The following is a 25,146-nucleotide window of genomic DNA, read 5'->3' as shown; positions in this document are numbered from 1 at the left end:
GACCGCGATGATGACGACCGTGACGATGACCGCGATGATGACGACCGTGACGATGACCGCGATGATGACGACCGTGACGATGACAACGATGATGACTAATAATTTCACTTTAATTCAAGTGTGCTTGGGAATTCCCTTGCACGCTTTTTTTCATCGGTCGAAAAAGAAGTAAATGGAGCACGTATTTTGTATAATTACCGTATAGAGAGAAAAGAAAAGAAAAGGAGTGAAGTACATGGATTTTTTACATTACCCGTATGCAAGTAAGCGCAATGTTACCGTAGCACGCAATGGCATGGTTGCCACATCACAGCCACTTGCAGCACAAGCAGGTTTAACGATTTTACAGCGTGGTGGCAACGCAGTCGACGCGGCAATTGCAACAGCGGCAGCACTTACAGTAACTGAACCGACATCAAACGGCGTTGGTGGCGATGCGTTTGCGATTGTATGGATGAATAAAAAGATGTATGGCATCAATGGCTCTGGACCTGCCCCGGCTGCACTGTCGATTGATGCGCTACAGCAACGAGGCTTCACGAGCATCCCAGCAGAAGGGGTTGTACCAATTACGGTACCAGGTGTGCCAGCTACATGGGCGGCGCTATCCAATCGTTTTGGCAAGTTGCCGCTTCTTGACGTGTTACAGCCTGCGATTACATATGCAGAAGAAGGCTTTCCGTTATCTCCAACGCTAACAGATAATTGGCAGCGCGCGTACAATCGCTTCAAAAATACGCGCACAACACCTGAGTTTCAAGGTTGGTTTGATACGTTTGCTGTAAACGGTAGTGCACCGCAAGTTGGTGATGTATGGCGCTCTCCTGGGCACGCCCGTACGTTACGCTTAATTGGCGAAACGTACGGTGAGGCGTTTTACCGTGGCGAGCTAGCAGACGAAATCGATGCGTTTTTACGTGCGCATGATGGTTTTTTAACGAAGGACGATTTAGCAAGCTTCAAGCCGGAATGGGTGGAGCCGATTCGCACAAATTATCGCGGCTACGATGTATGGGAAATCCCCCCAAACGGACAAGGCATCGTCGCGCAAATGGCATTGAACATTTATGAAAATAAAGAGCCGTCAACAGATGCACACGACGTTCACGTACAAATTGAAGCGATGAAGCTTGCGTATGCCGATGCACTCGCAAATGTGACCGAGCGCACGCAAATGCTTGTCACGACTGAGCAACTATTAAGCAAAGACAATGCGAAGACGCGCTTTGACACGATTACAGACGAAGCGGCAATCCCTACGCCTTCTGCATTCGCAAAAGGTGGTACGGTGTATTTAGCTACTGCGGATCGTGATGGTAACATGGTATCGTTCATTCAAAGTAATTACATGGGCTTTGGCTCCGGTATTGTCGTACCAAATACAGGTATTGCGCTTCAAAATCGCGGGCATGATTTCTCGATGAACGAATCGCATCCAAATGTACTCCGCCCGAAAAAGCGAACGTATCATACGATCATTCCAGGCTTTTTAACGAAAAATGGAGAAGCGATTGCCCCATTTGGTGTAATGGGTGCGTACATGCAGCCACAAGGACATTTTCAAGTGCTGCGCCATATGATTGACTTCGACTTGAATCCACAGGCGGCACTCGATGCACCGCGATGGCAATGGATACAAAACAAAACGGTACATGTCGAGGCGCATTTTCCGATCGACATCGTACGCCAATTACAACGACGCGGGCATGATGTACACATATTAGCCGATAGTGGCAGCTTCGGACGTGGGCAAATTATTTGGCGAAATGTTGTTACTGGTGTACTATATGGTGGAACTGAACCGCGTACAGATGGAGCAATCGCTGCATATTAATTGTAAGTGGGCGTATTTACTATTATTTATGAGGTTTAGATAGGTCATGTATATATTTTTAAAGCGTTACGTTTAGTCCAAAATAGTTAGAATTATATAATGGTGACGTATACAAATTCTTATTTTTTGTAACATAGCGCTTTCGTGAAATAAATACATGTATACTGTTATGTAAGAATTAAAGGAGGTTTTTAGCATGAAGAAGTTTTTATCAGCGATGGCATTTGCCGCATTGCTGCTTGCGCTTCCAGCTGATACAAAGGCAGAGCAATTTCCCGACGTAAACCATAAAACAGAATTGGGACGTGCGATTGACTTTTTATCAGAAGAAGACGTAATTAGTGGTTTTCCTGATGGCACTTTCCGTCCGAACGACCCTGTAACACGTGGTCAAGCATCAAAAATGATGGCACAGCTAACGAATGCTACATCCGTTACACGTTATAACCCTAATACAAAACCAACATTTAAAGATATTGGCTTAACACATCAATATTATGCAGATATTAACGCATTATACGAATACGGTGTCATCGGTGGTTACGAGGATGGAACATTTAAGCACGGTCGTCAAATTACGCGTGCGCACACAGCGAAAATGATTGCGAATTTATTCGTATTACCACACTTTGAAGTACGCCAACGCTTCGTCGACGTACCGAGAACATCAGATCGCTACCAATCTGTCAACTCAGTATTCCAAGCGCGCATTATGCGTGAAACATCAAAGGAACGTTTTTCTCCGGATAAAACGATTACACGTGGCGAATTCGCGCTATTTTTATTCCGCGCATACAACTACACAGCGACAACAATTAAAGCTGCTGAAAAGTTAAAGCCATTCATTTCAGAAACATCTGAAATCGGCAAAGCATTTAGCGAGCACGATTTCATGGACGCAGACATTCGTCAAAAAATGCAAATTGCGGCGGCGCGTCAATCATTTGACGAGCCACATTTCTCTAGCCCAGCAACAGTGAAGGATAACTGCTCACAATTTATGGAGCAAGGCTTTAAGCTATGCTACGGCCAAGGATTCCTTGATGGACAAATTGGCATTACATCGGTATACTTATACGGCGATGCAGCAGATCATTACAAAGTGAGTGCGCTGCAAAACCAATTAGGCAATACAGCGTTTACGTATGAAAACGCACAGCTTGGCAACGTACAATGGCATTACGGGAAAACGACGAAAGCAATTGACGGGCTATACTACCAGTTCACTGCAACTGCTGGTGATAGCGCACCGTATGCGACTGTCGCAAACTCAAATATCGTACAGCTTCAAATTTCTACGCGTCCGATTTACAACATTAAATAAGTTCAACAACAAGCAGGCGATGACGGTTTCATTGCTTGCTTGTTTTTTTGCATTGACTTTCCATAATATAATTACTACATATGAACGTGCATAATGAATAAGTGCTAAGTATATGGATTCATTTTTCATTCATCGCTTTTCATTCGTGATCAATTCGGGAAATAAGTAAAAAAGGAGCTGGTTGCGATGAAGCGATGGATTGCTGCTATAGCTACTGCTGTTATGTGCTATTTCCTACCGACATGGGTAAATGCCACCTTTCCCGATGTTCATTATAATACAGAAATGGGACGTGCCATTCAGTTTTTACATGAGGAGCAAGTCATTCAAGGGTTTCCAGACGGTACGTTTCAACCATATCGCCTCGTTACACGCGGACAAGCGGCAAACATGCTAGCGACGTTAACGAACGCCGTGCCGATGTCGCATGAATATCCATTAACGGCACAAGCTCAATTTCGCGATGTGCCGCTTCACCACCAATATTTCACTGCCGTTCAAGCGTTAACCGAATATGCAATCGTACGCGGCTACCCTGACAATACGTTTCGCGTCAATGCGTCGATTACACGCGCACATATTGCGAAAATGATTGCGAATACGTTCGTGCTACGAGAAGCGGCGACGTCTATTCACTTTACCGACATTGCACGTGGCACGGAACGATATGACTATGCAAGCCGAGTGTATGAAGCAGGCATTATGCCATACACGACGTTTCAGCCGAACGAAACGATTAGCCGTGGTGAAATGGCGCTGTTTTTATTCCGTGCGCACCATTACGCTATAGCTGAAGCAAGACGTGGGCAAACGTTACAACCATTCATCGGTACGAACACGACGCTCGGACAGGCCTTTCAGCAACACCCGTTCATGCGAGCAGCCGTCAAACAGCGCATGCCTATTGCGGCGATGCGTTACACGATTGACCGACCACATTATTATGCAGGCTACGAAATGCCGTACCCGTGCTCGTATTTTGCGTCCGCTTCATTTAACTTGTGCTATGACGGCGATCAAGGCGTTGTGCTCGCGTACATGTACGACTACGATATGCAGCTGCAAGTGAAGCTTCGCACATTAAAGCAAGCACTCGGGCAACATGCATGGACGACTGAAACGTTTACACAAGAAAACGGCGAGCTGTTACATCATGGCTATACGCCACAAGCGATAAACGGCTTATATTACCGCTTCGTTGCATACGGCGGTGCGTCCGCTTCCCCACTGCATGACGATTCGGTTGTGACGCAGTTTAGCGTGTCGGTCTATCCGACGAATTAAGACGAAAAGGAGTTCGCGACATGCGAGCTCCTTTTTACTTTCCATAATAAAGTTATTCGTTCAGAGGATTTTTCGCAAGCACGTCACGAATGGCATCGTCCTCTACATGTGTGTAAATTTGCGTCGTCGCGACACTCGCATGCCCTAAAATGTGCTGCAAGCTGCGAATGTCTGCTCCAGCTTGATACATCAATGTTGCGGATGTGTGGCGCAGCTTATGTGGCGTAATGCCTTTTGCAAAACCTGCTTGCTCAGTCGTCGCGCGCAACATTTTTGATACTCCTTGTCGCGTAAGGCGCGTTCCTTTTTGTGACGTAAATAGCGGCTCCTCCCCATCACCTTTATACGGCACTTTGACGTCGTTATATGCAGCGAGCGCTTGTAAACAAACATCGCTACAAAAGACGATGCGCTCTTTATTGCCTTTGCCGATAATACGCAGTCGATCGCCTTGTAAGCTTGAAACGTTTAAGTCACATAGCTCAGTCACGCGCAGCCCTAAATGCAGCAACCACGTCAACATACAAAAATTGCGCTGCTCGTGTGTATTGCCTTTCGTCGCATGAAGCAGCGTTTTTGCCTCGTCAATTTTTAAATATACTGGGCGGCGCTTCGGAAGCTTTGGCGCCTCTAAATCGTCAGTCGGATTATTCGTGATGAGCTTTCGTTTCGTATACAAATAATGAAAGAACGAACGCAACGTCGCCACTTTACGCGCACGAGAAGCGGCTGAATTGCCACGCGTTTCTTCGCAGTACGCTAAAAATAAATACAAATCTTCTAACGTGACGTCGCTTAACGTTTGTACGTTGAAGTTTCGAATGTCGATATCGTGTATATGCTCGAGCTTCATATGTTCTGCAGTAGCGGTATGAAAGCGTAAAAAGAGCGCGATGTCGTATTCATATTCTTTTCGTGTGCGATTCGATTTCCCTTTAATCGTCGTTAAGTAAATGAAAAAATCGTTCATAAACTTTGGGTATGCGTTCATAAAATCACCTCGGCTTTATTATACCATTTTCAGGATAAATAAGTTTCCCAAATTACAATTTGGGAAACTTATTGTAACGCAATCAAAAAAACACGCCATTTGAACAACTCAAACAGCGTGTTACATCGTTAGCGTAATAACCCTTTTGTTTTTGCTTCCTTCACCCAATTTGGATACTCGTTCATCAATAAATCATACAGCCCCTCATCTGAAATCGCAGTCGGGTCTTTCACCGCGAAAAAGTCCGCATTATCAATGAAACGTCCTTCCAAATCGTCTAGCTCTTCTAAAAATGTGAAATCGGACGCAAATAAGTTTTTGAAGAAACCTACATTCTTTCCGCCCTGTTTCGTTTCACCAATCGCCATGAACTGCCAAAAGATCGGTTCGTACGACGACTGTTGCATATGCTTCACCGTCTTCTCGCGGTCAAACGTATCCCCGTCCGTTACGAACATAACATAAACAGGTGTATGCTCAGTCACTATCTCCCCCGCTTTCCGGCGACCGAAGTAATGCTCGCGAATAATCGTCATCGCCTTCGCATAATACGTGCCCCCTTCAAGCGGATACTGACGAATGAGCGCTTTTACAAAATTGTTAAAGTTTCCAATCGTCAGTTCATCGACATGATGTGCGTGTTGACCGAACAAAAACATATCGATCGAGCCGTCGTCGTCAAATCGTGTGCTTAGCGCTAAAATACGTTCTGCTAACGCTTGAATTTTTCCAGATGCATATAAGCTTGCCATCGACCCTGAAATATCTAAGCAAAGCGCGACTTTTGCGGTATGCTCCGCCAAACCAACCTTCTCTAGTGTAATGAGCGCTTTTTTAGATAAATCGAGCAGTTTTGGCGCCTCTTTTTCCAGCCGTTTTTCCAGCTGAATGCGTGCATTCGGAATTGGTTGTGCGATTTCTTCAGCTACTTCGCCACCGAAGCTCGTCAACAGCGCCGCCAATCCACCATCAAAGCCACCTCCAACTGCCGCCATTCGCCAAAGCGATTTATAATACAGCTCCGCAATAATGATTGCTTTTTCGTTTTCGAAATCTGCGCCTGTAAACGAATAAAATGCGATTTCTTCATTATTTGCGTACACGCGAATCGCGCCGTGCTGAATGCGTCCCATTTGCCCGTCCCCATCAATTGTCGCTGCGAACACGACGTATTGAATGTCACTCGGTAGTTGCTTTACATCGACTGTAAATACACCGCGCCCATTTTCAGTCGTAAGCATAACGATTTCACGTGCTGGTGATGCCGTTTGATTATAAAACACCATATACGCCTCATTTTGTAGCTGTTTTTGTGCATTCAACCCAAAACACGTTACATCGATTTCAAAGGCACATTCGATTTGCACTTCCACACGTAGCTTCGTTTCGTTCGTATAATCGGTTAACTTGATTTTCTCCCCACGAATTAATGATTTCACATGCGCTCCCCCTTATATCGTTTCTTTTATGATAACGTAAAAACAGCATTTAAGTACGCCAAATCATCGAAAAAACAGAAAAACTCTACATGGGAAGTACACCTAGCTGCAAGCGCGGTCGTGACATCATTTTTTTATGTACAGTGCGTGTATATTTCACTAAAAAAATAGTGGATTTAATTATATTTTAAAATCTTTAGGGCTATATATCGCTGAATGTATAACATAAATATATACAAATATTGATGGAGCGGCGACTTAATATAATAACGCAATATACACAAATGATCGATTCATATAACAAAAATTGCTATAACCAAAAATTGTCCATTAAAGACAGAAACAGCATCTTTTATTGTGCATTTTGTTAATTTTTTTCAAAAGCACATGAATATAACGGTGCATATGTTATAATCTTTTCTGAATATTAAAACGAAAAAACGTTTCATTCGATCATGAGACATAATTTATTAATGAGGTGCATTAGCATGTTTTTCCAAAAAAATAAAGAGCAAGTATTTACTAAAACTGCAATCGAACAATATATTCAAGCAATTCAAAATGGCGATGGCACAACGGACGCGCCAAATTGGTTGAAAAGCGCACTGAAACCGATTACACAAGGAGCAGCTTCATCATTTGAGGATACGTTTGAGCACGCCGTACGTACGCTGCAATTCGGTACGATTAAAGCAATCGTCGAAAATGAACGTCTGCAATCAATCATTTGGCATCACTCCGCAAATGATTTAATTGATCACGTCAAAAAAGAATCGGAACATTTTTTACACGTAGCCGACAAAGCAACGAATACGCAATTACTCCAAACGATTTTACAATGCGCCAAATCACTTACTACCCAAACAATCGATGCGACATTTAAAACCGCGATCGGACAGCAGCCGTTTACGTTAACGTTTAATGCAACACGCGCAGGTGCTCAAACAATCGTCTCAATTATTATAACGAAGAAGCAAGCTCACTACGCACCATACGAAGATTCATCAGCGAAAAAATACGCTCTTATTACACAAGCAATGTCAGAAGGTGCTTATTACGTAACATTTAAACGTGATGGTAAAGCATTGCCTGCGTTAGAATATTGGTTTTCGCCACAATACAATCAACTTTTAGGAAAAGGCGTATCAGAATCTACTGGTACGATTGAGGACTTTTTACAATCGGTATACGAAGCTGACTTAGATAGTAGCTTGCAATTGTTTAATGCTTTTTTAGGCGACCGAAAACGTACACACTTACTATTTAATTTGCGCTTATTAAAAAATGGTAAGCCTATTTGGATTCGCAACAGCATTCAAAAAAACATCGATGCACAAGGTGATATTGAAACGTTAGCTGGTGTCATCGGTGACATTTCAATCGAGATGGAAAAGGAAACGCGCGCAATCGAAGTAAAGGAGCGCACGGAGCACTTTAGCCAATCGATGAACGAGCTCGTATCAACCATTCGTGATTTATCAACGCAAGCACAGCAACTTGCCAATGCGCAGCACGAATCTACAGATGCCGCAAACGAAGCGAAACGTAGTGCGGACAACACGCAAGAAATTTCAAACTTAATTAATACGATTGCAGATCAAACGAATTTACTCGGCTTAAACGCAGCGATTGAAGCGGCGCGTGCTGGTGAATATGGCAAAGGATTTAGCGTCGTAGCCGATGAAGTACGAAAGCTTGCGAATAACAGTGCTGCGGCAACGAACGACATTGAAAAAAGCTTATCGCAGCTGAAGCGACAAATTGAAACGATTTTACATTCGATGGGCGGCATTAGCGAGCTCGCGAACCGACAAGCGTCATTAGCCGAGGAAGTAAACGCGACCGTTGATGAGATGAACCGCGTCGTTTCAACCATTGTAGAGCTTGTATAATCATTCGCCCCATTCGATTCAGAGTGGGGCTTCTTTACGTCTCATGCGACATTCCGCTATACTAAGGAAACGAAAGGTGTGACGAACATGCACGATTCTTTATTAAAAGACATTCAGCTAACGGTGAGCAGCTACATCGAAGAACAGCTCGCTGAAAAAGATGCACAGCTGCTTGCACTGAAGCAACAAAACCAGCAGCTTCAAGCGGAGGTGAAAAAGCTTCGCGCACAAAATGACGTACTGCGCCAGCAACAGCAATCTGTCGCTGTCAAAAAAGAAATCGTCATTCAAACGGCCGAACAAGCTGAAAAAGCACTGTCACTCATTACGTCGACGAATCAGCCGACTGAGCTGCGTCTTCATACGTTTTTACAGCTGTATCGATGGAATATAAAGCATTTGCATTACAGCATTGACGTCATCGCAGCGCTTTGGACGAGCTTTGCGCAATCTGTGCCGAAGTTGCCGCGCGTAACGCCCGAGCTGACGCATTTGCATACACAGTTTACGACCGCTTCTATGCAAAGCTATGACGTACTCGTAACGCTGCTTACTTATTACAACGAGCATGCGCAGCCGTATTTCACGATGATGACCGACGTGTTTTACAAACAAGCAAACAAAGCGCACCAGCCATTTTCTACGTTTGCGCTTGTTGCGATGTATGCATATAAACAGCGTAATGACGCGTGCAGTGACGGGCTATACACCGCACTTTGGCAAGGAGAATTGGATGTTGTACGACCTCATATCGAGCCGCTTCGACAAATCATTCCGCTATTGCCACAAACAGGCATCATCGCACAGCTGCTCGATGCACCGAAAAAGCCCGCTCGCAACGTAACACCATCGCACGACTGGGATTCATTCATTACGCAGGCGACGAACGGTAAGTTTGATCGTGCGACGGTCGTGGCAACATTTATGAAACTCATCGCTGAAAACAAAAAGACAAACGCGTATACGAAAGACTTTTTACGTTCGATTTGGAAGCGCATTTTTACGCATTACGACGTGGCATATCGTACATTTGAAGCGGCAGTAAAAGAAGTGAAGCTGCACGATTACTTCATCGAGCATGACGGACAAGGTGTGTTTATGCTCATTCGCTTATACAACGAGCACGATGCGAAAGAGTACATCCGCTCCTTGCTCGATGCGGTCATGAAGCAGCTCGTTGCCAATGCCGCATATAAAGCGCTCGATGTACCGATCCTACTTGCGATTTATTACAGCACGCTCGCAAAACGTTACTTAGCGAACGCGAAAATTCAGCACTATTACATGCACGATGCGACCGAGCGCGCACAAAAAATGATTCGTCGCTTCGGAGCGTTCGAGCAATCCCCTTCTGCGGAGTCGTTCGAAGCGGCGTATCGTGAAGTGCAAATGGTCGATGTGTATTTAGATAAAATTGGTGTAAGTAGAAAGCAGTTTGGCTCGCGTGTCTTTACGTCGTATTATACCGCGACGAATACGGTACAAAGCACGATTGATTTTAGCGTGCCGACGCATTATGATCCACAATCGATGCAGCCGCTTTCTCCTGAATATTCGCTCGTGCGTTTCAACTACAAAACGAAGAAAACGACGGACGATGATCGCTGGGCGGCATTGCTCGATGCGATTGAAGAAATCGGTTTAGCGCGCACCGTCGAAAGCTTACGTTACTACATCCAGCTGCGCGTAGACGATGAAGCGTTCGCGCCGATGATTGCCATTTGGGCGTATGATTTACAGCGTTTGCAGCAAGCGTATGTTGCAGGTGAACTGTAACAATTAAAAAGTGTACGAAATCGGCATACTACCGTCTTCGTACACTTTTTTTACTTAAATGCCTTCATGTCGCAATATATAATGTTCTTTTAACATTGGTAAATGCTCCAAACAAGCGGTGAGTTGCTGACAAATGACCGCTTTGTCAAAATAACATTCTTTAAGCACCTCTAGCTCCTTACTTGTCAACTGATGTAGCTCATCTTGCGGTACACTCGCTAAATGGTAGTAATAGCGCGTATGACGCAATGCATTTATTACTTCTAGCCATTGCTGTATCATACGTTCCATACCGTCTACACAATGCGCATTCACGATTGTGAGCCCCGTATACGAAAATCCGATTTGATTCGGCAACGCATTCGCAATCGATAATTTAGCATAACACGGATTAATCGTCGGCACACTGTAAAACAAGTTGTGTGACACGCCAATTTGTTCATCGATATAATCGATTACCGCATCATGAATCGACATATGAAAAAGCGCCTCCGCTGTCTCCTCATTCACAACATAAAAATCATGCGTCATCGTCATTTTCCTCACCCTTTAACTATTTTTAAAAATACTCATAATCGCTCGCGGTATCGCAAATAGTAAATGAAACAGCCCTTCGATTGTTAACTCAATGCCTGTTTCAATCGCCCCGTCCTTTGCATGCTCTTTTACTCGTTTACTTATCGGCTTTCGCTTTCGTTTAAATCGCATCGCAGTCCCCCCTATTACTTAAATAATTCGGTTAATGCAATATTACCAAAAAGCGCTTTAACGAGTTCATCATTCGGCACGATTTCGTAGCTACCGCCGTCGTTTTCGAGTGTAAGCGTCACGTTAAACGTCGTCGTCGGTGGCTCTTCTACTGCAAGCTGGGCAATCGTTTCATCGACGACTTGTGCAATCGCGTCATCTGTCGTCGTGTTGCCAAGTGCAACGTCTAGCAGTAGCCCTGGCGTTGACGATAAGCTACTCGAAGCGGCTTTCAAGAAATGAATTGTCGTTACGTCTGCCTCGACTGTCGCAATCGTGCCGTCATCTTCTAGTAGCGTCACATTTTCAAACGTAAAAACACGCTCGATGCTGTCGAGTAAAATGTCGCGCTGTTCGTCCGTAATCGGTAAATCAAGCTGAGACGCAGCGAGCAATGTTTGAATGTTGCCACCCTTTACAGCGGTCACCGCTTGAATAAGGTTGCCATCTTGTACGTCCTCTAAAAATGCGACAGCCGCTTCTTCTGCGTTGCTACCACTGTCGCTACAGCCTGCTAATAAACAAGCGGCGAGCGCGATGCTTAATACTGATTTCTTCATTTAATAATCCCCTTTTTGTTTTGTGACGATGTTTGCGTCGCAGTAGCACATGCCGTTACAGCTTGGGCAATATACGTCGTACGGCTCGAAATAACGCTTAATGTATGTATGCTTCGTAAAGCCGTGCTGCATAAACTGCTTCTCTGCTGCCCACTCATTCGTATCGCTTTGCACCCAGCCAACGACGACAATTGTGTCTACTTGCTTTTCTGCTTCGGTCATCAATGCTTCCACGAGCGCACTACCGATGCCGCGTCGACGAAATGTTGGATCAACGACGAAATGGCTGACGTACATGCTCGGTGCAGCTGTTAATTGTGTTCGAAGCGGTGCAAGCTCCTCTTTAAAATACGGAAAATCGTCGTCAAAAGTTTCAATTTTGTAGCCTGCAATGTAGCCGACGACTTGCTCGTCAATAAGCGCGACGAAGCGGACACCCCCTGCTTCATGTACAGTGTTCGCGTCCTCAGGCTGAAATGGCAAATGTTCATTTAATAAATGGGCAATTTGCGCGGCGTATTGTTGTGTATATTCCTTTACGTTCATAAAAAACCTTCCTTTATTCAGTTTATTTAGCTATATGCAAGGTGATTGAAATGTAGAATGCGAACGAGGCTCGAAACAAGAGGCGGACTCCAGCGTGACACGAAAGGCTCACACTACGCCCACGGAAAACCTACCTCGATGTGGAGAGCCGACGAACAAAACGCTAAAATATATTCACCGTCTATATATTACCTACTTTTATAGAGATGAAGCGATTGTTTCAGCTGCAAAACGGACATCAAAGCGTCGAGTAATCGCAAAGACAAAGTGAGCCGCATTGCCAATTAACAGGCGTATCAACATGCTTGTAAAAAATGAGTGATCGCTTTATTGTACCATGAACTGAAATGAGTGATGTTCGAACGCTCTTTCCTAAAAAATTTTTGCAATGCGGCTTAAGCCTTTTCGTTTATCGTTCATAAATGCAGGTATTGCGACTCACTAATAAGTTAATTTTCGATGTTTTTTCATGAAAATCAACATCGATGTCGTAAATTTCTCCACGATTTGTCCATTAATTTATTTGTATAAAATGAACTTTTTTTGCTATAGGCTAGCTGAATAGTATATTATAGTTTTTGGTACATACTTCATGTGTTGAATTTGAAGGAGGTCGACCGTGCGAAAATTGACATTAAAAAACGTACTTATTTGTTTAATTTTATTTTTATTGCTTACAACGATGATTATTAGCGTCAGCAGCTCCTATGTGATGCAAAAGCGAACGCTAATTGAAAATACATTGGAGCGCCATGAATCGTATGCACGAAAGCTCGCTTCTAGTGCTGAGCTATCGATTCAAGATGCTCAAAAAATGCTCGCCGAAAGTGCAAAAGTAATCGGTACTCATTTTTCACCGCCTACGTTACATAAAGAAACAGCCCGCGTGCTCGCTCAATCTTCTACATTCAATTCCGTATCAATCATTAATAAAGACGGTATTTTCGTTTCGGCGTCACCGCTGCAAAGCTTGATCGGTGAAAAAATCGTAACGACAGAAGCATTAAATGACCCGTTGCCGACCATTTCTGATCCATACGCTGCTGTAACCGGTCGTTTAGTCATTACACTGACACATCCGATTTTTAACGCAGCAGGTGACTACCTCGGCTACATAAGTGGCGCAATTTATTTGCAGGAGCAAAATATTTTTTCGACGCTAATGGCGACACATTTTTCGCAGGATGATTCATACGTATTTGTCGTCGATGGAAAAGGAACGATTCTTTACCATAAAGACCGAGATCGTATTAATGAAAATGTGAAGGAAAATGCCGTCGTTCAAGAGGTGTTGGCGCAAAATAGTGGCTCAATGGAAGTCGTGAATTCTAAAAACATTACGATGCTCTCTGGCTATAGCTTCATTGAAGGTGCAAATTGGGGCGTCGTGTCACAAAGACCTTTTCTCTCAACCGTTTTGCCAGCTCAAAAAATGGTCATGAACAATTTTTCGCTTGCATTACCATTTTTACTCATCGCTGTAGCGCTTTCGATTTTTTTTATTGCGAAAATCGTAAAACCTATCCATATATTGACGGAGCTGACGAAGCAAAATGCCGAACAGCAAAGCATTGATAAAATTAGAGACGTGAACGGTTGGTATCACGAGTCCAATCAGCTTAAGCAAACGCTGCTCATGACGTTTACAGCGCTGCAAAGCAAAGTGCATACATTGCAGACAGAAGCGACGTCGGATGCGCTAACGAATTTATTAAACCGTCGCGCCATTACGCGTACACTTGAAAAATGGGATGAACAACAAACCCCGTATGCTGTCGTGTTAATGGATATTGATAAGTTCAAGCTCGTTAACGATACGTACGGACATCAAATGGGCGACGATGTACTCATTTATTTTGCGGAATTTTTCAAGCAACACACGATGCCATATCATTTATGCGGACGTTACGGCGGCGAAGAGTTTATTATTTTAATGCCCGATGCGACGTTGGAAGAAGCGATTTTACTCGCGGATACAATTCGTATGGAAATTAGTCAAGTGTTGAGCCCGACCGGAAAAGCGATGACGATTAGTGCAGGTGTTGCGCATAGCGATACATCGTCGTGCTACAAGGACATTATTGAACGTGCAGATGCGGCATTATATAACGCAAAGGAACATGGGCGAAATCAAGTACGCTCATAAAATGTCGACAAACAAAAAAGAGCTATCCGAACATGACTTGTCGGACGGCTCTTTTTTATCAAGATGTCGTTTTAAATTTGCTTACTTCACCATTTAGTTCCTCGGCTAATAGTGCAAGCTGCTGAGCGCTATGTGTAATGTCATGCATCATGTTCGTTTGCTGCTCGACTAGCGTAGTCGATTGCATCGTATTAGTTGTCGTCGTTGCAGCAGCTTGTTGCAATGTCTCAAACGTCGCAAACATTTGTTGACTCGACGCGCTCATTTGCTCAGCTACTGCAGATACACCGATAATTTGGTTCGATACTTCCGATGTCGTGTGTAAAATTTCCTCAAACGACTTACCCGTTTCAGTCGCCACTGTTACGCCTTCTTGCACCTTCGCACTCACCTGTTGCATATTGCTCGTCATCGCGCGAATGCCTTGCTGAAGTGAGGCAATTAAGCCGACAATTTGTACTGCAGATTCATTCGATTGCTCTGCTAGCTTGCGAACTTCATCGGCAACGACCGCAAAGCCTTTTCCTGCCTCACCTGCTCGTGCCGCTTCGATCGCCGCGTTTAATGCAAGTAAGTTCGTTTGATCGGCAATTTGCGTAATCGCTGTGACGAACTGCTCGATTTGAGTCGATTCAAGCGTTAATTGCTCCACAACTTGAAGCGATTGTCGCACCGCATCATCAATTTCATCCATTTGCTCGACTGTTTTAGCCATATGCAGCTTGCCATTTTCTGCATTTTGCTGTGCATGCGTCGATACGCTCGTTACATCCTCAGCAGCTGAAGCAACATGTTGAATACCTATTGTTACTTCTTGCAATGCAGAAATGGTTTCCGCCATATGTGTTTGCTGCGCATGTGCATCGGTTGCAATCTCGTTAATTGTCTGTGCTACTTGCTGACTTGATACGGAAGATTGCTCCGCATTGCCAAGCAGCTCCTCCGATGATGCCGCGACATTGTGACTCGATTGATTTACAGCTGTTAAAATACGAAGCAAGCTCGCTGTCATCTTACTAAAGACGTTCGTTAATACACCGATTTCATCCTTCGATGTAGCAGATGGAATTTGTTCTGTTAAATCGCCGTTTGCAATACGCTCTGCTGCTTGCGTTAATGCATCAAGTGGCTTTAGTTTACGCAATAACAGCCAGAAAATTAAGATAATTCCAACGCTATAGAAAATACATAAACCACCGATTAAAAACGCTGAGAAGTTTGCTTGTTTATTCGTCGAAAGTGCCTGTTCGTCTGACCACGCAACTACATTTTGATTAAACGTTTCGTATTGTTTCGTCACTTCGTTAATAGATGCTTCATATTCGCTGCTCATTAGTAGTTGCTGTGCCTGCTGTAAATTACCGCTTTGCACAAGCGCAATCGCACGCTCTTCTAAATCAACCGCTTCTAATGATTCTTCATTAATCGTATTAATTTCAGCTACAATTTCCTCTGGCACATCGTAGCTCGTTAGTTGTTCTTTTAGTTGCACGAAAGAATTCATGGCGACAAGTGCCTCGTAATTGCTTAAAAATTCATCATTCCCTGAATGAGCATATAGACGTGCCTCATACGTCAAATCCGCTGAAATACCTGCCCCTTCACTAACGTAGTATGTAATGCTGCTTCGATCCTCCAACGTTTTGTACAATGTTTGAATTGAATTTGTAACGAAAATTAATGCTGCTACAACAAATACGGTTATAACAATTGTCCCAACAGCGCCTAGCCTAACGTAATTACGTAACGTCATATAAAACCTCCTATTTCAATATAGTGCTACTATATAAATACCACATTATAGTACAATTGAAACGATTTAAATGAAAACAGTAGTTTGAGTCTATATCATTTTCAATAAATGTAAATCTTTATATGTATTCGTTTTCAAAAAAATAAACAAAAAGACTACTAATATACCTATTAATATCATAGGTTTTTAGTAGTCTTTTTGTTTTCGTTGCATAAGTAAATTACGTCGTTTGAATGCTAAATTGTCGCACTTCTTTGTTTAATTCCTCTGCTAACGTTGCAAGCTGCTGAGCGTTATGAGTAATGTGATGCATCGCTTCGGCTTGCTGCTCCACAACGTTTACTGAAGCTGCTGTGTTCGCTGTCGTCGCTTCGGCTGTTTGCTGTAACGTTTCAAATGTCGCAAACATTTGTTGACTCGATGCGCTCATTTGCTCTGCTACCGCCGATACACTCATAATTTGATTGGATACTTCTGACGTCGTGTGTAAAATTTCTTCAAATGATTTGCCTGTTTCTGTGACGCCGATTACGCCTGCATGCACCTTCGTACTAACTTTCTGCATGTTGTGCGTCATCGTCTGGATACCTTGTTGAAGCGAATCGATCAAGCCAACAATTTGCACTGCTGATTCATTTGATTGCTCCGCCAATTTACGAACTTCATCGGCAACGACCGCAAAGCCTTTTCCTGACTCCCCTGCTCGTGCTGCTTCAATCGCTGCATTTAACGCGAGCAAGTTCGTTTGATTCGCAATTTGTGTAATCGCTGTCGTAAACTGTTCAATTTGTACAGATTCCTGCGTTAACTGTTCGACCGTCTGTAACGATTGCTGTACAGCGTGATCAATATCATCCATTTGCTCAACTGTTTTGGCGATATGTGCTTTGCCACTTTCTGCATTTTGCTGTGCATGTGTCGACACGTTCGTTACGTCCTCAGCGGCTGCTGCGACGTGCTGAATGCCTGTTGTCACTTCCTGTAATGCTGCAATCGTTTCATTCATTTGTATTTGTTGTACGTTTGCATCTGCTGAAATTTTATTGATCGTTTGCGCCACTTGCTGACTAGCTACCGTAGATTGTCCAGCGCTTGAAAGTAATTGCTCTGATGATGCCGCGACGTGCTGGCTTGATTCATTTACTGCCGTTAACACGCGATTTAAGTTCGTCGTCATTTGGCTAAATACGTTTGTTAACGCGCCGATTTCGTCTTTTCCAGTTGCGGTTGGAATCGATTCGGTTAAGTCACCGTGTGCGATGCGATGTGCTGATTGTGTTAACGCATCCAGTGGCTTCAATTTACGTAACAATAATAAGAAAATCGTAATCATGCCGATGCCGTAAAAAATACATAAGCCGCCGATTAAAAACGCGGAGAAGTTCGCTTGTTTATTCGTGCTATTTGCAAGCTCATTTGACCATGCGACAAGCTCGTTATTAAATGCTACATAAAGCGCTGTAATTTGTGCAATGGCCGCCTCGTAGTCATCGCTCACAAGCAGTTGCTGCGCTTCTAGTAGCTTGCCGTCTTGCACGAGTGCAAATGCTTGCTGTTCAATATTTCCTGCTACTTGAGACGTTGCATCGATGTCGTTTAATGCCGCTAAAATCGTCTCTGGTACGTTGTAGTTTGCAAGTTGTGTTTTCAACTGCTCAAAGTTTTCTTGTACTACAAGCGCTTCGTAATTTTCAACGTACGCTTCATTTCCTGAATACGCATATAATCGCGCCTCATACGTTAAATCTTTTGAAATATTTGCGCCTGCACCTACAAAATAAGTAATGCCGCTTCGATCCTCTAGCGTTTTATACAATGTTTGAATTGAATTTGTTACGAAAATCAGTGCTGCGACGACGAACACCGTTAAGACAATCGTTCCTGCCGTGCCTATTTTCATATAGTTCTTTAATGTCATTTCATTTTTCTCCACCAATCTTAAATTGTTCTTTCGACATAGTTATTCGAATAATTTAGGTTCATCACCGTAAGCTGGCGTTGACGTATAACAGTTGCTTGAAACAAGAGGCGGACTCCAGCGGGAAAAGCGAAAGTTTCTTTTGCGACGAGTAACCGCAGGAGCACGAGCCTCGAGACCCCACAGTCGTGAGGCACGAACGACGAGGAGGCTTGAGGAAGGCGATACGCGCCACTACACGAGTCGTCGCCTTCATGACCAATATCGTGTTCGCCGCCGCGCCCGCGGAAAGCCTGCCTCGACGTGAAAAGCAACCCCCAAGTTATGGTGAAGAGCCACATCATGTCAGCTTATCCTATAGAAGCCGCAAAAATACCATCTAGCGTATATACTAGATGGTATTTTAAGCCATTTAAAATGTATATGATTTTACGACTGGCTCATACGTATCGAATGAGTCCATTGGGATTAAGCTGCGTTGGAAAATCGTCATTTGTAGCTCTGCTGCTTCAAATGCACGGTCAACAATTTCATAAATGTTTACTTCTAGCGTCGATAAGCTATACTGTGCTTTTAATGAAGCGGCTAATTGTGCAATCGCTGCTTCATCTGCTGGTGCGTCTGTCGTTTCAAGTAAGACACGTACAATCGCTTTGTCGTCCTCGAAGTTCACGAGTGAAATGCCGCCATCAATAACTGCTTCTACTTGTTTGTTGATTTCCATTTCCTTTTGCACACGGTCATAATCGATCGTTGTTTCCGTTTCCTCCGATTTAAACTCATATACATATCCTGTGTCTACCGATTGTACTGTTCCTTCAAATGTCGTTGAAAATGGGTGATCGTTTAGCGTTGACCACGTAATTTCGAACTCTTCACCGTATTGCGTTTGTAAATTGTCTTGCACTGCTGCACGCGTATCATCCATTTTCCATTTTGGAACGAAAATCGTCGCGCTCATAATGACAACCGATAACACCATGCCAATTGCGAATAATTTCGTTTTTGCTGGTGTCAGCGGCTTTGAACCATGCTTTGGAATGTATTCATTCTCTGTTTGTTTGCCCTTTGCCATGTAAGTCTCTACCTTCTTTACTAATATAATAACGTCTAACAGTTCAGTTCATATTATAGCTTACATGAGAATGGCTTTCAAACAGAGGCATACATGTAAATGTGACAGCTTTACGTCTTTCACTATTTGTTCATCAATTGTCCTCAAGTTACAGTAAAGCTTCCCAGCGCTCAATCTCTTCTCGAACGATTGGCGCTACTTTTGTACCGAATAGTTCAATCGCCTTTAACACGTCTTTATGTGGCATCGAGCCAACTGGAATATGAATCATAAAGCGTGTCACACCAACTTCTTTGCGCAATATAATGATTTTCTCCGCGACCGTTTTCGGATCACCGACGTACAGCGCACCGTCCATACTGCGTGCAAAGTCAAACGTTTCTTTCGTATAGTCACCCCAACCGCGCTCTGCACCGATCGCATTCATCGACCGGCGAAGCGGCTCATAAAACTTTTCGATCGCTTCTTCTTCCGTTTCAGCAATAAAACCATGTGAATGCGAGGCGATGTGCAGCGTATTTAAATCGTGCCCTGCTTTTGCGGCTGCTTGAAAATACAGCTCCACAAGTCGCGCGAAGTATAGCGGACTGCCGCCGATAATCGCAAACGTAATCGGTAAGCCGAGCTCCCCTGCACGAATGGCAGACTGCGGCGTACCACCAGAAGCGAGCCAAATCGGAATTTTTGACTGCACAGGCCGCGGATAAATGCCGAGCCCTGGAATGGACGGTCGATGCGTACCGGTCGAATGCACAATTTCGTTATCTCGAATGTTGAGCAACAATCGAAGCTTTTCTTCATAGAGCGCATCGTAGTCGTCTAAGCTGTAGCCAAATAACGGAAATGACTCAATGAACGAGCCACGACCCGCCATAATTTCGGCGCGTCCGTTGCTCAATCCGTCAAGCGTCGCAAATTGCTGATACACGCGCACCGGATCATCCGACGACAAAACAGTTACCGCGCTCGTTAGCTTAATGCGCGTCGTTTGCATTGCAGCTGCGGCAAGTACAACCGCAGGAGCAGAAGCGGCGTAATCTTCTCGGTGGTGCTCGCCAACACCGTATACGTCCAGTCCGACTTCATCAGCAAGCTTAATTTCCGCGACAATTTCACGCAGTCGCTCCGCATGTGTTGCTTTATCATTTGTGCCAACGTGCGGTGTCGTCTCCGCAAATGTTGTAATACCTAATTCCATATCGTTCGTCTCCTTTAGTCGTACGTTGCAAATGCTTGCTGTACAATTGTATATGATTTTTTTAAGCGCTCGCTGCTCTTTGGGATGTTCCACGTTTCCCACGTGTACGGCGCAAAGCTTGGAATGGTTTGCTGCTGCATCGCTGGGAACGTGTCCACAACGTCGCCCGCTTCGTTTAAAAAGGCCGCACCGATGTAAATTTCCTCAACATGTTCACTTGCGTCGTAACCGTCTTTGTATACGTCGCCGATAAACTCACGCTGACTCGGATCGCGCGCTTGTAACGTTTGCCACGGAATACGTACTTCAATCGTATCGTCATGCCATGAATAATCGGTCATCGAGTTATAATCGTCCGCTTCGGGGTTGCCGTTTCCTTTCGTCATCGCCCCTGTTTCGTACGCGCTATACGGAATGACGTCGCCTGTTGCCGGGATCGTTAGCTGCTTATTTAGTACAAACTCGATAGCTGTGAACTGCCCGTTGTTTTTTAACGGCTTCGGCATTTTGTTGGCGATGAGCGGTGGGTTTTGCTGCACCGCATATAAATAATTGTAAAAGTCGTAATACGGATCGATCGTTGCGCGCGATTGTCCGTTTTGCTTTAGCTCGATGACAAACTCCGCTTCGTTTGTCATCGTAACGTTTGGCAATGAAGCGGCGGTCGTATTCCCTTGATTTGAAATCGTATCGATGAGTATGCGCGCCTCTCCTTTTTGCAACGCTTCTCCTCGTAGCTTCACGTACAAATACGCTTCGTCATGCGTCACGCTTACGTTCGCTTCCGGTGTTGCGTACAGCGGGGTAACGTCTTGCCAATCGTTTATATCGTCGTCCACTTTTATTTTCATCGTCTCAAACGCCAGCAAACCGAAATGCTGCTCGCTCGTTTGCTGATTCGACCAATACGGACGGCGCTCTGGATTGTCGTAATCCATCGTGTTCCACGTGCGCTTAAACCATTCATCTTGCCATGTGAAAATTAAACCACCTAAATAATCTTCGGCAATCATATCTTCAAATAAGCTTACTAAATACTCGCCTTGCTGCTGCTCGCTCACGCCGCCTTGATTCCAGCCGTACACGTTATGATGCGTCGAGCCGCGCGATGACGGAATGCCAAATTCGGCAACGAGCACCGGCATGTCGTGAGCTTGTCGCAAGTCGGGTAAATACCCGGCGTAGCTATTTGTATTGCCGCGATGGTCGACGTACTGCAAATACGTTTCATCGAAGTTTAAAAAGTCTGGGTAGTACGGGTAGACGTGATACGATGCAAATTGCCCCGTCGTTTGCGCGTCCCCTTTCGTATAAATATGATTCGGATTGACACTTACTAAATCTTCCGTCTCCGGTGTTGGTTCATACGGATGATCGAGCAAATCGGTCGTTACCCAGTTCGTAAAGCTCATCGGACGAATCCAGTGGTAGTTGTCTGCCTCGTATTTCAGCATATAATCCATATTCATCGCAAGCCAATGTTCAAATGGGCTCGCTTCTTTCGTTTCAAAATACGTGCCGCTATATTGCCCAATCGACTCGTGCGCCGCATTCGTGCCGACGACCATATTTTGGAACCATTCAATGCCGATAATCCAACCTGCAATATATTCCGAAACGTCCGCATCGTACATACCAGATGCATGCCCAACGCGAGTCGGCACGTACGCATTGCCGTGAATGACATCAACAATCGTGCGCATTTCTTCTTGGAATCCTTCAAGCGGCTCAGTAGAAAACGCATCGAGTGATTCAACAAGCTGCTCCTCGTTAATCCAAACACCGTGGAAAATACGAAGCGGCTCGTCTGCTTGCGCGTTAAATGCTTTCAGCGCGTTGTAAAAACCAGTTGGCTGCAACGTATACACTCGCACAGTATTAGCATTCATATGAGCAATTTGTTCAAACCAGCGATAATACTCCTCTTCTGTAATGGCCGCCTCTCCTGGGAAGTAGCCAGGTTTACCCATACCTAAGTTTACCCCTTTAATCGTTATTGCTTGCCACGAGCCGTCGTCTAGCTGTACTTCAAATGCTTCACCATTTATGCGCGCATTGTGATGCAGCTCATCTGGAATAGCTACTTCCTCGACATTCTTTTGCTGAAATTGCGTTAAAATTTCGGTCATGACGGGCACATACGTCGTCCAATAAAATGCGTCGTCTGAAAATAGCTGCATGTAACGGTATAACGTCGGTGTGCCGCGCATTTTGTAAAACGACGGCACCGTTTGCGTATCGTTATAATCACCGGCAAAATAGTACGTCGTCGCATATTGACGATCCTTGCCGATAATGGCCGCAAACTGGAGCGGAATGTCGTGCTGCTCCAGCAATGCTTCCCCGTCTTTCGTTAAGCTCCATTCATAATTCGCATATACTTGCGCAGACGGATACGCTTCTACGATGTCAAACCAATAATTATAGTTTGCGCTATTTTCGACGTCGAACTGCGCCGTACCAAGCTCGGTAAACTGTACGCGAATGCCCGCTTCCTCAACGTGCTCATGTAGCGCCAGCACGACAAGCTCCTCGGTCAAATCGTTCACAAGGATAAAGCCGCCCCCTTCGTATTGCCATGTGTCGCCGTAATCATCGACAACCCACTGTGGAATTTCCTCGTTTTTTCGAAAATCAAGCTCATGAAAATAACGCCCGACCCAGCCGTCCCAATTGACACCGATAAATTCAGTCATTTCTGCGCGCACATCGGCTTGTGTCGGCGAGGCGAACGAGTTGTATTCTGCAACGAGCAAGCTTTTTTCTTCGCTGCTTAACCGTTTGACAATGCTTTGCCATTCAGGAAGCGCTAAGCCTCCGTACACTTTCGCTGAGCGTTCCCCCGTTCGCTCCGCTAAGTCGTCCTCGAACACGCCGTATGTATCTGCCATATAAATGACGTCATACGCGCTATAGTCTGTCGGCAGCACATGCTCGGATACTGTTTTTCCGTCCTCTGACGGCACCGCGCCGAAATAATCGTCCGCTAACGCATACGGTTGCCCGTCTTTTTCGTAGCGCTCATATTGCAGCAGCCAGTGCAGCCCTAAATGCTCGCGGTACGAATCGGTCGATACACTTTTATCAATAATCGCAATTGCTAGTGGTTGCTTCTCTTTCATATGCCATAGCGTAAATGGCACGATCAGCAACAACAACACAATCGCTACCCCTACATAAATTCGTTTCATCTGTTCACTCTTCCTTTGCGATACCGCGGCGTTCCATATTGCCCCATTCTTTACGTCCTAAAAAGAAATGGACGAAGCCTTCTAAGCGCCAAATGAGCGTGAGCGGGCGGTACCAAAAAATTTCTGTTAGCGCGAGTACGACGATGCGCAGCAAATCAGGCATGCGTGGGTAACGCTCTAACGTCCACGCATCAAAGACGACCGCCACCGCTGAAAATACCGAGCCGTAAATGACAAATAGCAGCAACAACAGCAGCGCAATTTCATAATAAATTTGCCCCATGAAAAACGCGCAAATCACGTAAATGTAGCCGCCCAGTTCAATGATCGGCCCTAAACATTCAATGAGCCAAAAATACGGAAATGCGACGAGACCGATGCCGCCGTATTTCGGGTTAAACGTCATGCCGCGGTGATTCCATAAGCTCTCAAGCAATCCTTGATGCCAGCGACGTCGCTGTCTACGCAGTACCGATAGCGATTCTGGTGCTTCCGTGTAACAAACTGGATCGGCAACGAAGGCGATGCGCTCGTTTGATTGCTGCTCCTTCAAATAGCGGTGCAGCTTGACGACGAGCTCCATATCTTCACCGATCGTCTTTACTGCATAACCGCCGACTGCTACGACATGCTTTTTTGAAAACACGCTAAATGCCCCGGAAATAATGAGCACGAGATTGAAGCGGCTAAACGCAATGCGCCCCATTAAAAATGCGCGTAAATATTCAATCACTTGCATAAGCACAATATAGTTCGTCGATAAGCGCTCGTTCGTTAGCGAGCCAAGTTCCATGCTCGAGCCGTTTGCGATGCGTACGTTGCCCCCGACCGCAATGACTTCGCCGTCTGACTCCATAATCGGCTTCATAATGCGTACGAGCGAATTTTCATGCAAAATCGAATCGCCATCAAGCGAGCAAAAATACGGATACGTCGCCACGTTAATGCCGACGTTTAACGCATCTGCCTTTCCGCCGTTTTCCTTATCCACTAAAATGCAGTGCGGGTAAATCGTTGACTCGTATAGTTGAATAATTTCTTTTGCCGGAATTTCTTTGCGCACGATGCGATCGACTGGGCGCATTTTAAACGCTTCAATCGCACGCGCTAACGTATTGTCCGATGAGCCGTCATTGACGATAATAATTTCAAGCTGCGGATAATTTAAGTTGAGCAGCGAATGCACGCTATCGACAATGCCAAGCTCCTCGTTAAAGGCAGGTACAATAATGGAAATCGGCTTTGAATAGAGCGCATTCATATGCACCTTTTCATAATCGGTTTTATCTAGCTCTTGCTCCTTTTTCAGACGACTTGTCGCAAATAAAAGCATGAGCATGTAAGAGCCAATTACTATGAACATATAAAATAACACTAGCGTCGCATAAATCTTAACCGAATATTAAATTTACTTATTTTTCAACCTGAGAAGAAAAATAAAGACACTTAAACAGAGGTAGTAAACATCCATT

General features: G+C 44.7%; 18 protein-coding genes. 6 read left to right on the top strand and 12 right to left on the bottom strand.

What is annotated here, in order from left to right; genetic code table 11:
• The first annotated feature begins 235 nt into the window (after nucleotides 1-235).
• The 3 genes from A6K76_RS12770 (at nucleotide 236) to A6K76_RS12760 (ending at nucleotide 4,442) form a co-directional block, all read left to right on the top strand.
• Entirely contained in the window at nucleotides 236-1,834 is a 1,599-nt protein-coding gene (locus A6K76_RS12770) for a gamma-glutamyltransferase family protein (RefSeq protein ID WP_066465705.1), read from the top strand.
• A gap of 196 nt (nucleotides 1,835-2,030) precedes the next feature.
• Nucleotides 2,031-3,158, top strand: a complete 1,128-nt coding sequence (locus A6K76_RS12765) for an S-layer homology domain-containing protein (RefSeq protein WP_066465703.1) — start codon at nucleotides 2,031-2,033, stop codon at nucleotides 3,156-3,158.
• Nucleotides 3,159-3,344: 186 nt separating this feature from the next.
• Entirely contained in the window at nucleotides 3,345-4,442 is a 1,098-nt protein-coding gene (locus tag A6K76_RS12760) for an S-layer homology domain-containing protein (RefSeq protein WP_066465701.1), read from the top strand.
• 52 nt (nucleotides 4,443-4,494) lie between these two features.
• On the opposite strand, the gene A6K76_RS12755 is transcribed toward A6K76_RS12760, so the two are convergent.
• Nucleotides 4,495-5,433, bottom strand: coding sequence for a tyrosine recombinase XerC (locus tag A6K76_RS12755; RefSeq protein ID WP_066465699.1), 939 nt, complete (start codon nucleotides 5,431-5,433; stop codon nucleotides 4,495-4,497).
• 128 nt (nucleotides 5,434-5,561) lie between these two features.
• Complete coding sequence (locus A6K76_RS12750; RefSeq protein ID WP_066465697.1) at nucleotides 5,562-6,872, bottom strand: VWA domain-containing protein; 1,311 nt, start codon at nucleotides 6,870-6,872, stop codon at nucleotides 5,562-5,564.
• Nucleotides 6,873-7,360: 488 nt separating this feature from the next.
• Here A6K76_RS12750 and A6K76_RS16925 point away from each other — a divergent pair, with 488 nt between their 5' ends.
• Both A6K76_RS16925 and A6K76_RS12740 read left to right on the top strand, forming a co-directional pair.
• The gene (locus A6K76_RS16925) at nucleotides 7,361-8,764 is read left to right on the top strand and encodes a methyl-accepting chemotaxis protein (protein WP_066465695.1); all 1,404 of its coding nucleotides are present in this window, start codon (nucleotides 7,361-7,363) and stop codon (nucleotides 8,762-8,764) included.
• An 87-nt stretch (nucleotides 8,765-8,851) separates the two neighbouring features.
• Nucleotides 8,852-10,540 carry an FtsB/FtsL family cell division protein gene (locus tag A6K76_RS12740; RefSeq protein WP_139108695.1) on the top strand — a complete coding sequence of 563 codons (1,689 nt, stop codon included), beginning with the start codon at nucleotides 8,852-8,854 and terminating at the stop codon, nucleotides 10,538-10,540.
• A 54-nt stretch (nucleotides 10,541-10,594) separates the two neighbouring features.
• Here A6K76_RS12740 and A6K76_RS12735 read toward each other — a convergent pair whose 3' ends face one another.
• Genes A6K76_RS12735 through A6K76_RS12725 form a run of 4 tightly spaced genes read right to left on the bottom strand, consistent with a single transcriptional unit; the run spans nucleotide 10,595 to nucleotide 12,393 of the window.
• Entirely contained in the window at nucleotides 10,595-11,077 is a 483-nt protein-coding gene (locus A6K76_RS12735) for a hypothetical protein (RefSeq protein ID WP_066465690.1), read from the bottom strand.
• 12 nt (nucleotides 11,078-11,089) lie between these two features.
• Nucleotides 11,090-11,248 (bottom strand): hypothetical protein, encoded by a 159-nt coding sequence (locus A6K76_RS16825; RefSeq protein ID WP_169818024.1) that lies wholly within the window; start codon nucleotides 11,246-11,248, stop codon nucleotides 11,090-11,092.
• A 14-nt stretch (nucleotides 11,249-11,262) separates the two neighbouring features.
• A complete protein-coding gene (locus A6K76_RS12730) occupies nucleotides 11,263-11,847 on the bottom strand; it encodes a hypothetical protein (RefSeq protein WP_066465687.1) in 585 nt (194 codons plus the stop codon).
• The gene (locus tag A6K76_RS12725) at nucleotides 11,848-12,393 is read right to left on the bottom strand and encodes a GNAT family N-acetyltransferase (protein WP_066465685.1); all 546 of its coding nucleotides are present in this window, start codon (nucleotides 12,391-12,393) and stop codon (nucleotides 11,848-11,850) included.
• Between the two features lie 619 nt (nucleotides 12,394-13,012).
• On the opposite strand from A6K76_RS12725, the gene A6K76_RS12720 reads away from it, so the two are divergent.
• Nucleotides 13,013-14,539: a sensor domain-containing diguanylate cyclase gene (locus A6K76_RS12720; protein ID WP_066465684.1), complete on the top strand. Its 1,527-nt coding sequence runs from the start codon at nucleotides 13,013-13,015 to the stop codon at nucleotides 14,537-14,539.
• A gap of 58 nt (nucleotides 14,540-14,597) precedes the next feature.
• On the opposite strand, the gene A6K76_RS12715 is transcribed toward A6K76_RS12720, so the two are convergent.
• From A6K76_RS12715 to A6K76_RS12685, 6 genes are all read right to left on the bottom strand, one after another.
• Nucleotides 14,598-16,292, bottom strand: a complete 1,695-nt coding sequence (locus tag A6K76_RS12715) for a methyl-accepting chemotaxis protein (protein WP_066465682.1) — start codon at nucleotides 16,290-16,292, stop codon at nucleotides 14,598-14,600.
• A gap of 220 nt (nucleotides 16,293-16,512) precedes the next feature.
• Nucleotides 16,513-18,210 carry a methyl-accepting chemotaxis protein gene (locus A6K76_RS12710; protein ID WP_066465680.1) on the bottom strand — a complete coding sequence of 566 codons (1,698 nt, stop codon included), beginning with the start codon at nucleotides 18,208-18,210 and terminating at the stop codon, nucleotides 16,513-16,515.
• Between the two features lie 412 nt (nucleotides 18,211-18,622).
• Nucleotides 18,623-19,285 carry a hypothetical protein gene (locus A6K76_RS12700; RefSeq protein ID WP_066465673.1) on the bottom strand — a complete coding sequence of 221 codons (663 nt, stop codon included), beginning with the start codon at nucleotides 19,283-19,285 and terminating at the stop codon, nucleotides 18,623-18,625.
• A gap of 148 nt (nucleotides 19,286-19,433) precedes the next feature.
• Nucleotides 19,434-20,483 carry an Atu2307/SP_0267 family LLM class monooxygenase gene (locus A6K76_RS12695; RefSeq protein WP_066465671.1) on the bottom strand — a complete coding sequence of 350 codons (1,050 nt, stop codon included), beginning with the start codon at nucleotides 20,481-20,483 and terminating at the stop codon, nucleotides 19,434-19,436.
• Between the two features lie 14 nt (nucleotides 20,484-20,497).
• Nucleotides 20,498-23,674, bottom strand: coding sequence for a glycoside hydrolase family 113 protein (locus A6K76_RS12690; RefSeq protein WP_066465669.1), 3,177 nt, complete (start codon nucleotides 23,672-23,674; stop codon nucleotides 20,498-20,500).
• Nucleotides 23,675-23,678: 4 nt separating this feature from the next.
• On the bottom strand, nucleotides 23,679-25,037 hold the full coding sequence (locus tag A6K76_RS12685) for a glycosyltransferase family 2 protein (protein WP_066465666.1): 1,359 nt from the start codon (nucleotides 25,035-25,037) through the stop codon (nucleotides 23,679-23,681).
• Nucleotides 25,038-25,146: the final 109 nt, after the last annotated feature.

Origin of the sequence: Caryophanon latum (genome assembly GCF_001700325.1) — a bacterium.
In the GTDB taxonomy this organism is placed as follows: Bacteria; Bacillota; Bacilli; order Bacillales_A; family Planococcaceae; genus Caryophanon; species Caryophanon latum.
Note: the sequence above shows the minus strand (reverse complement) of the source record. Positions and strands in the feature narration are given on the sequence as shown.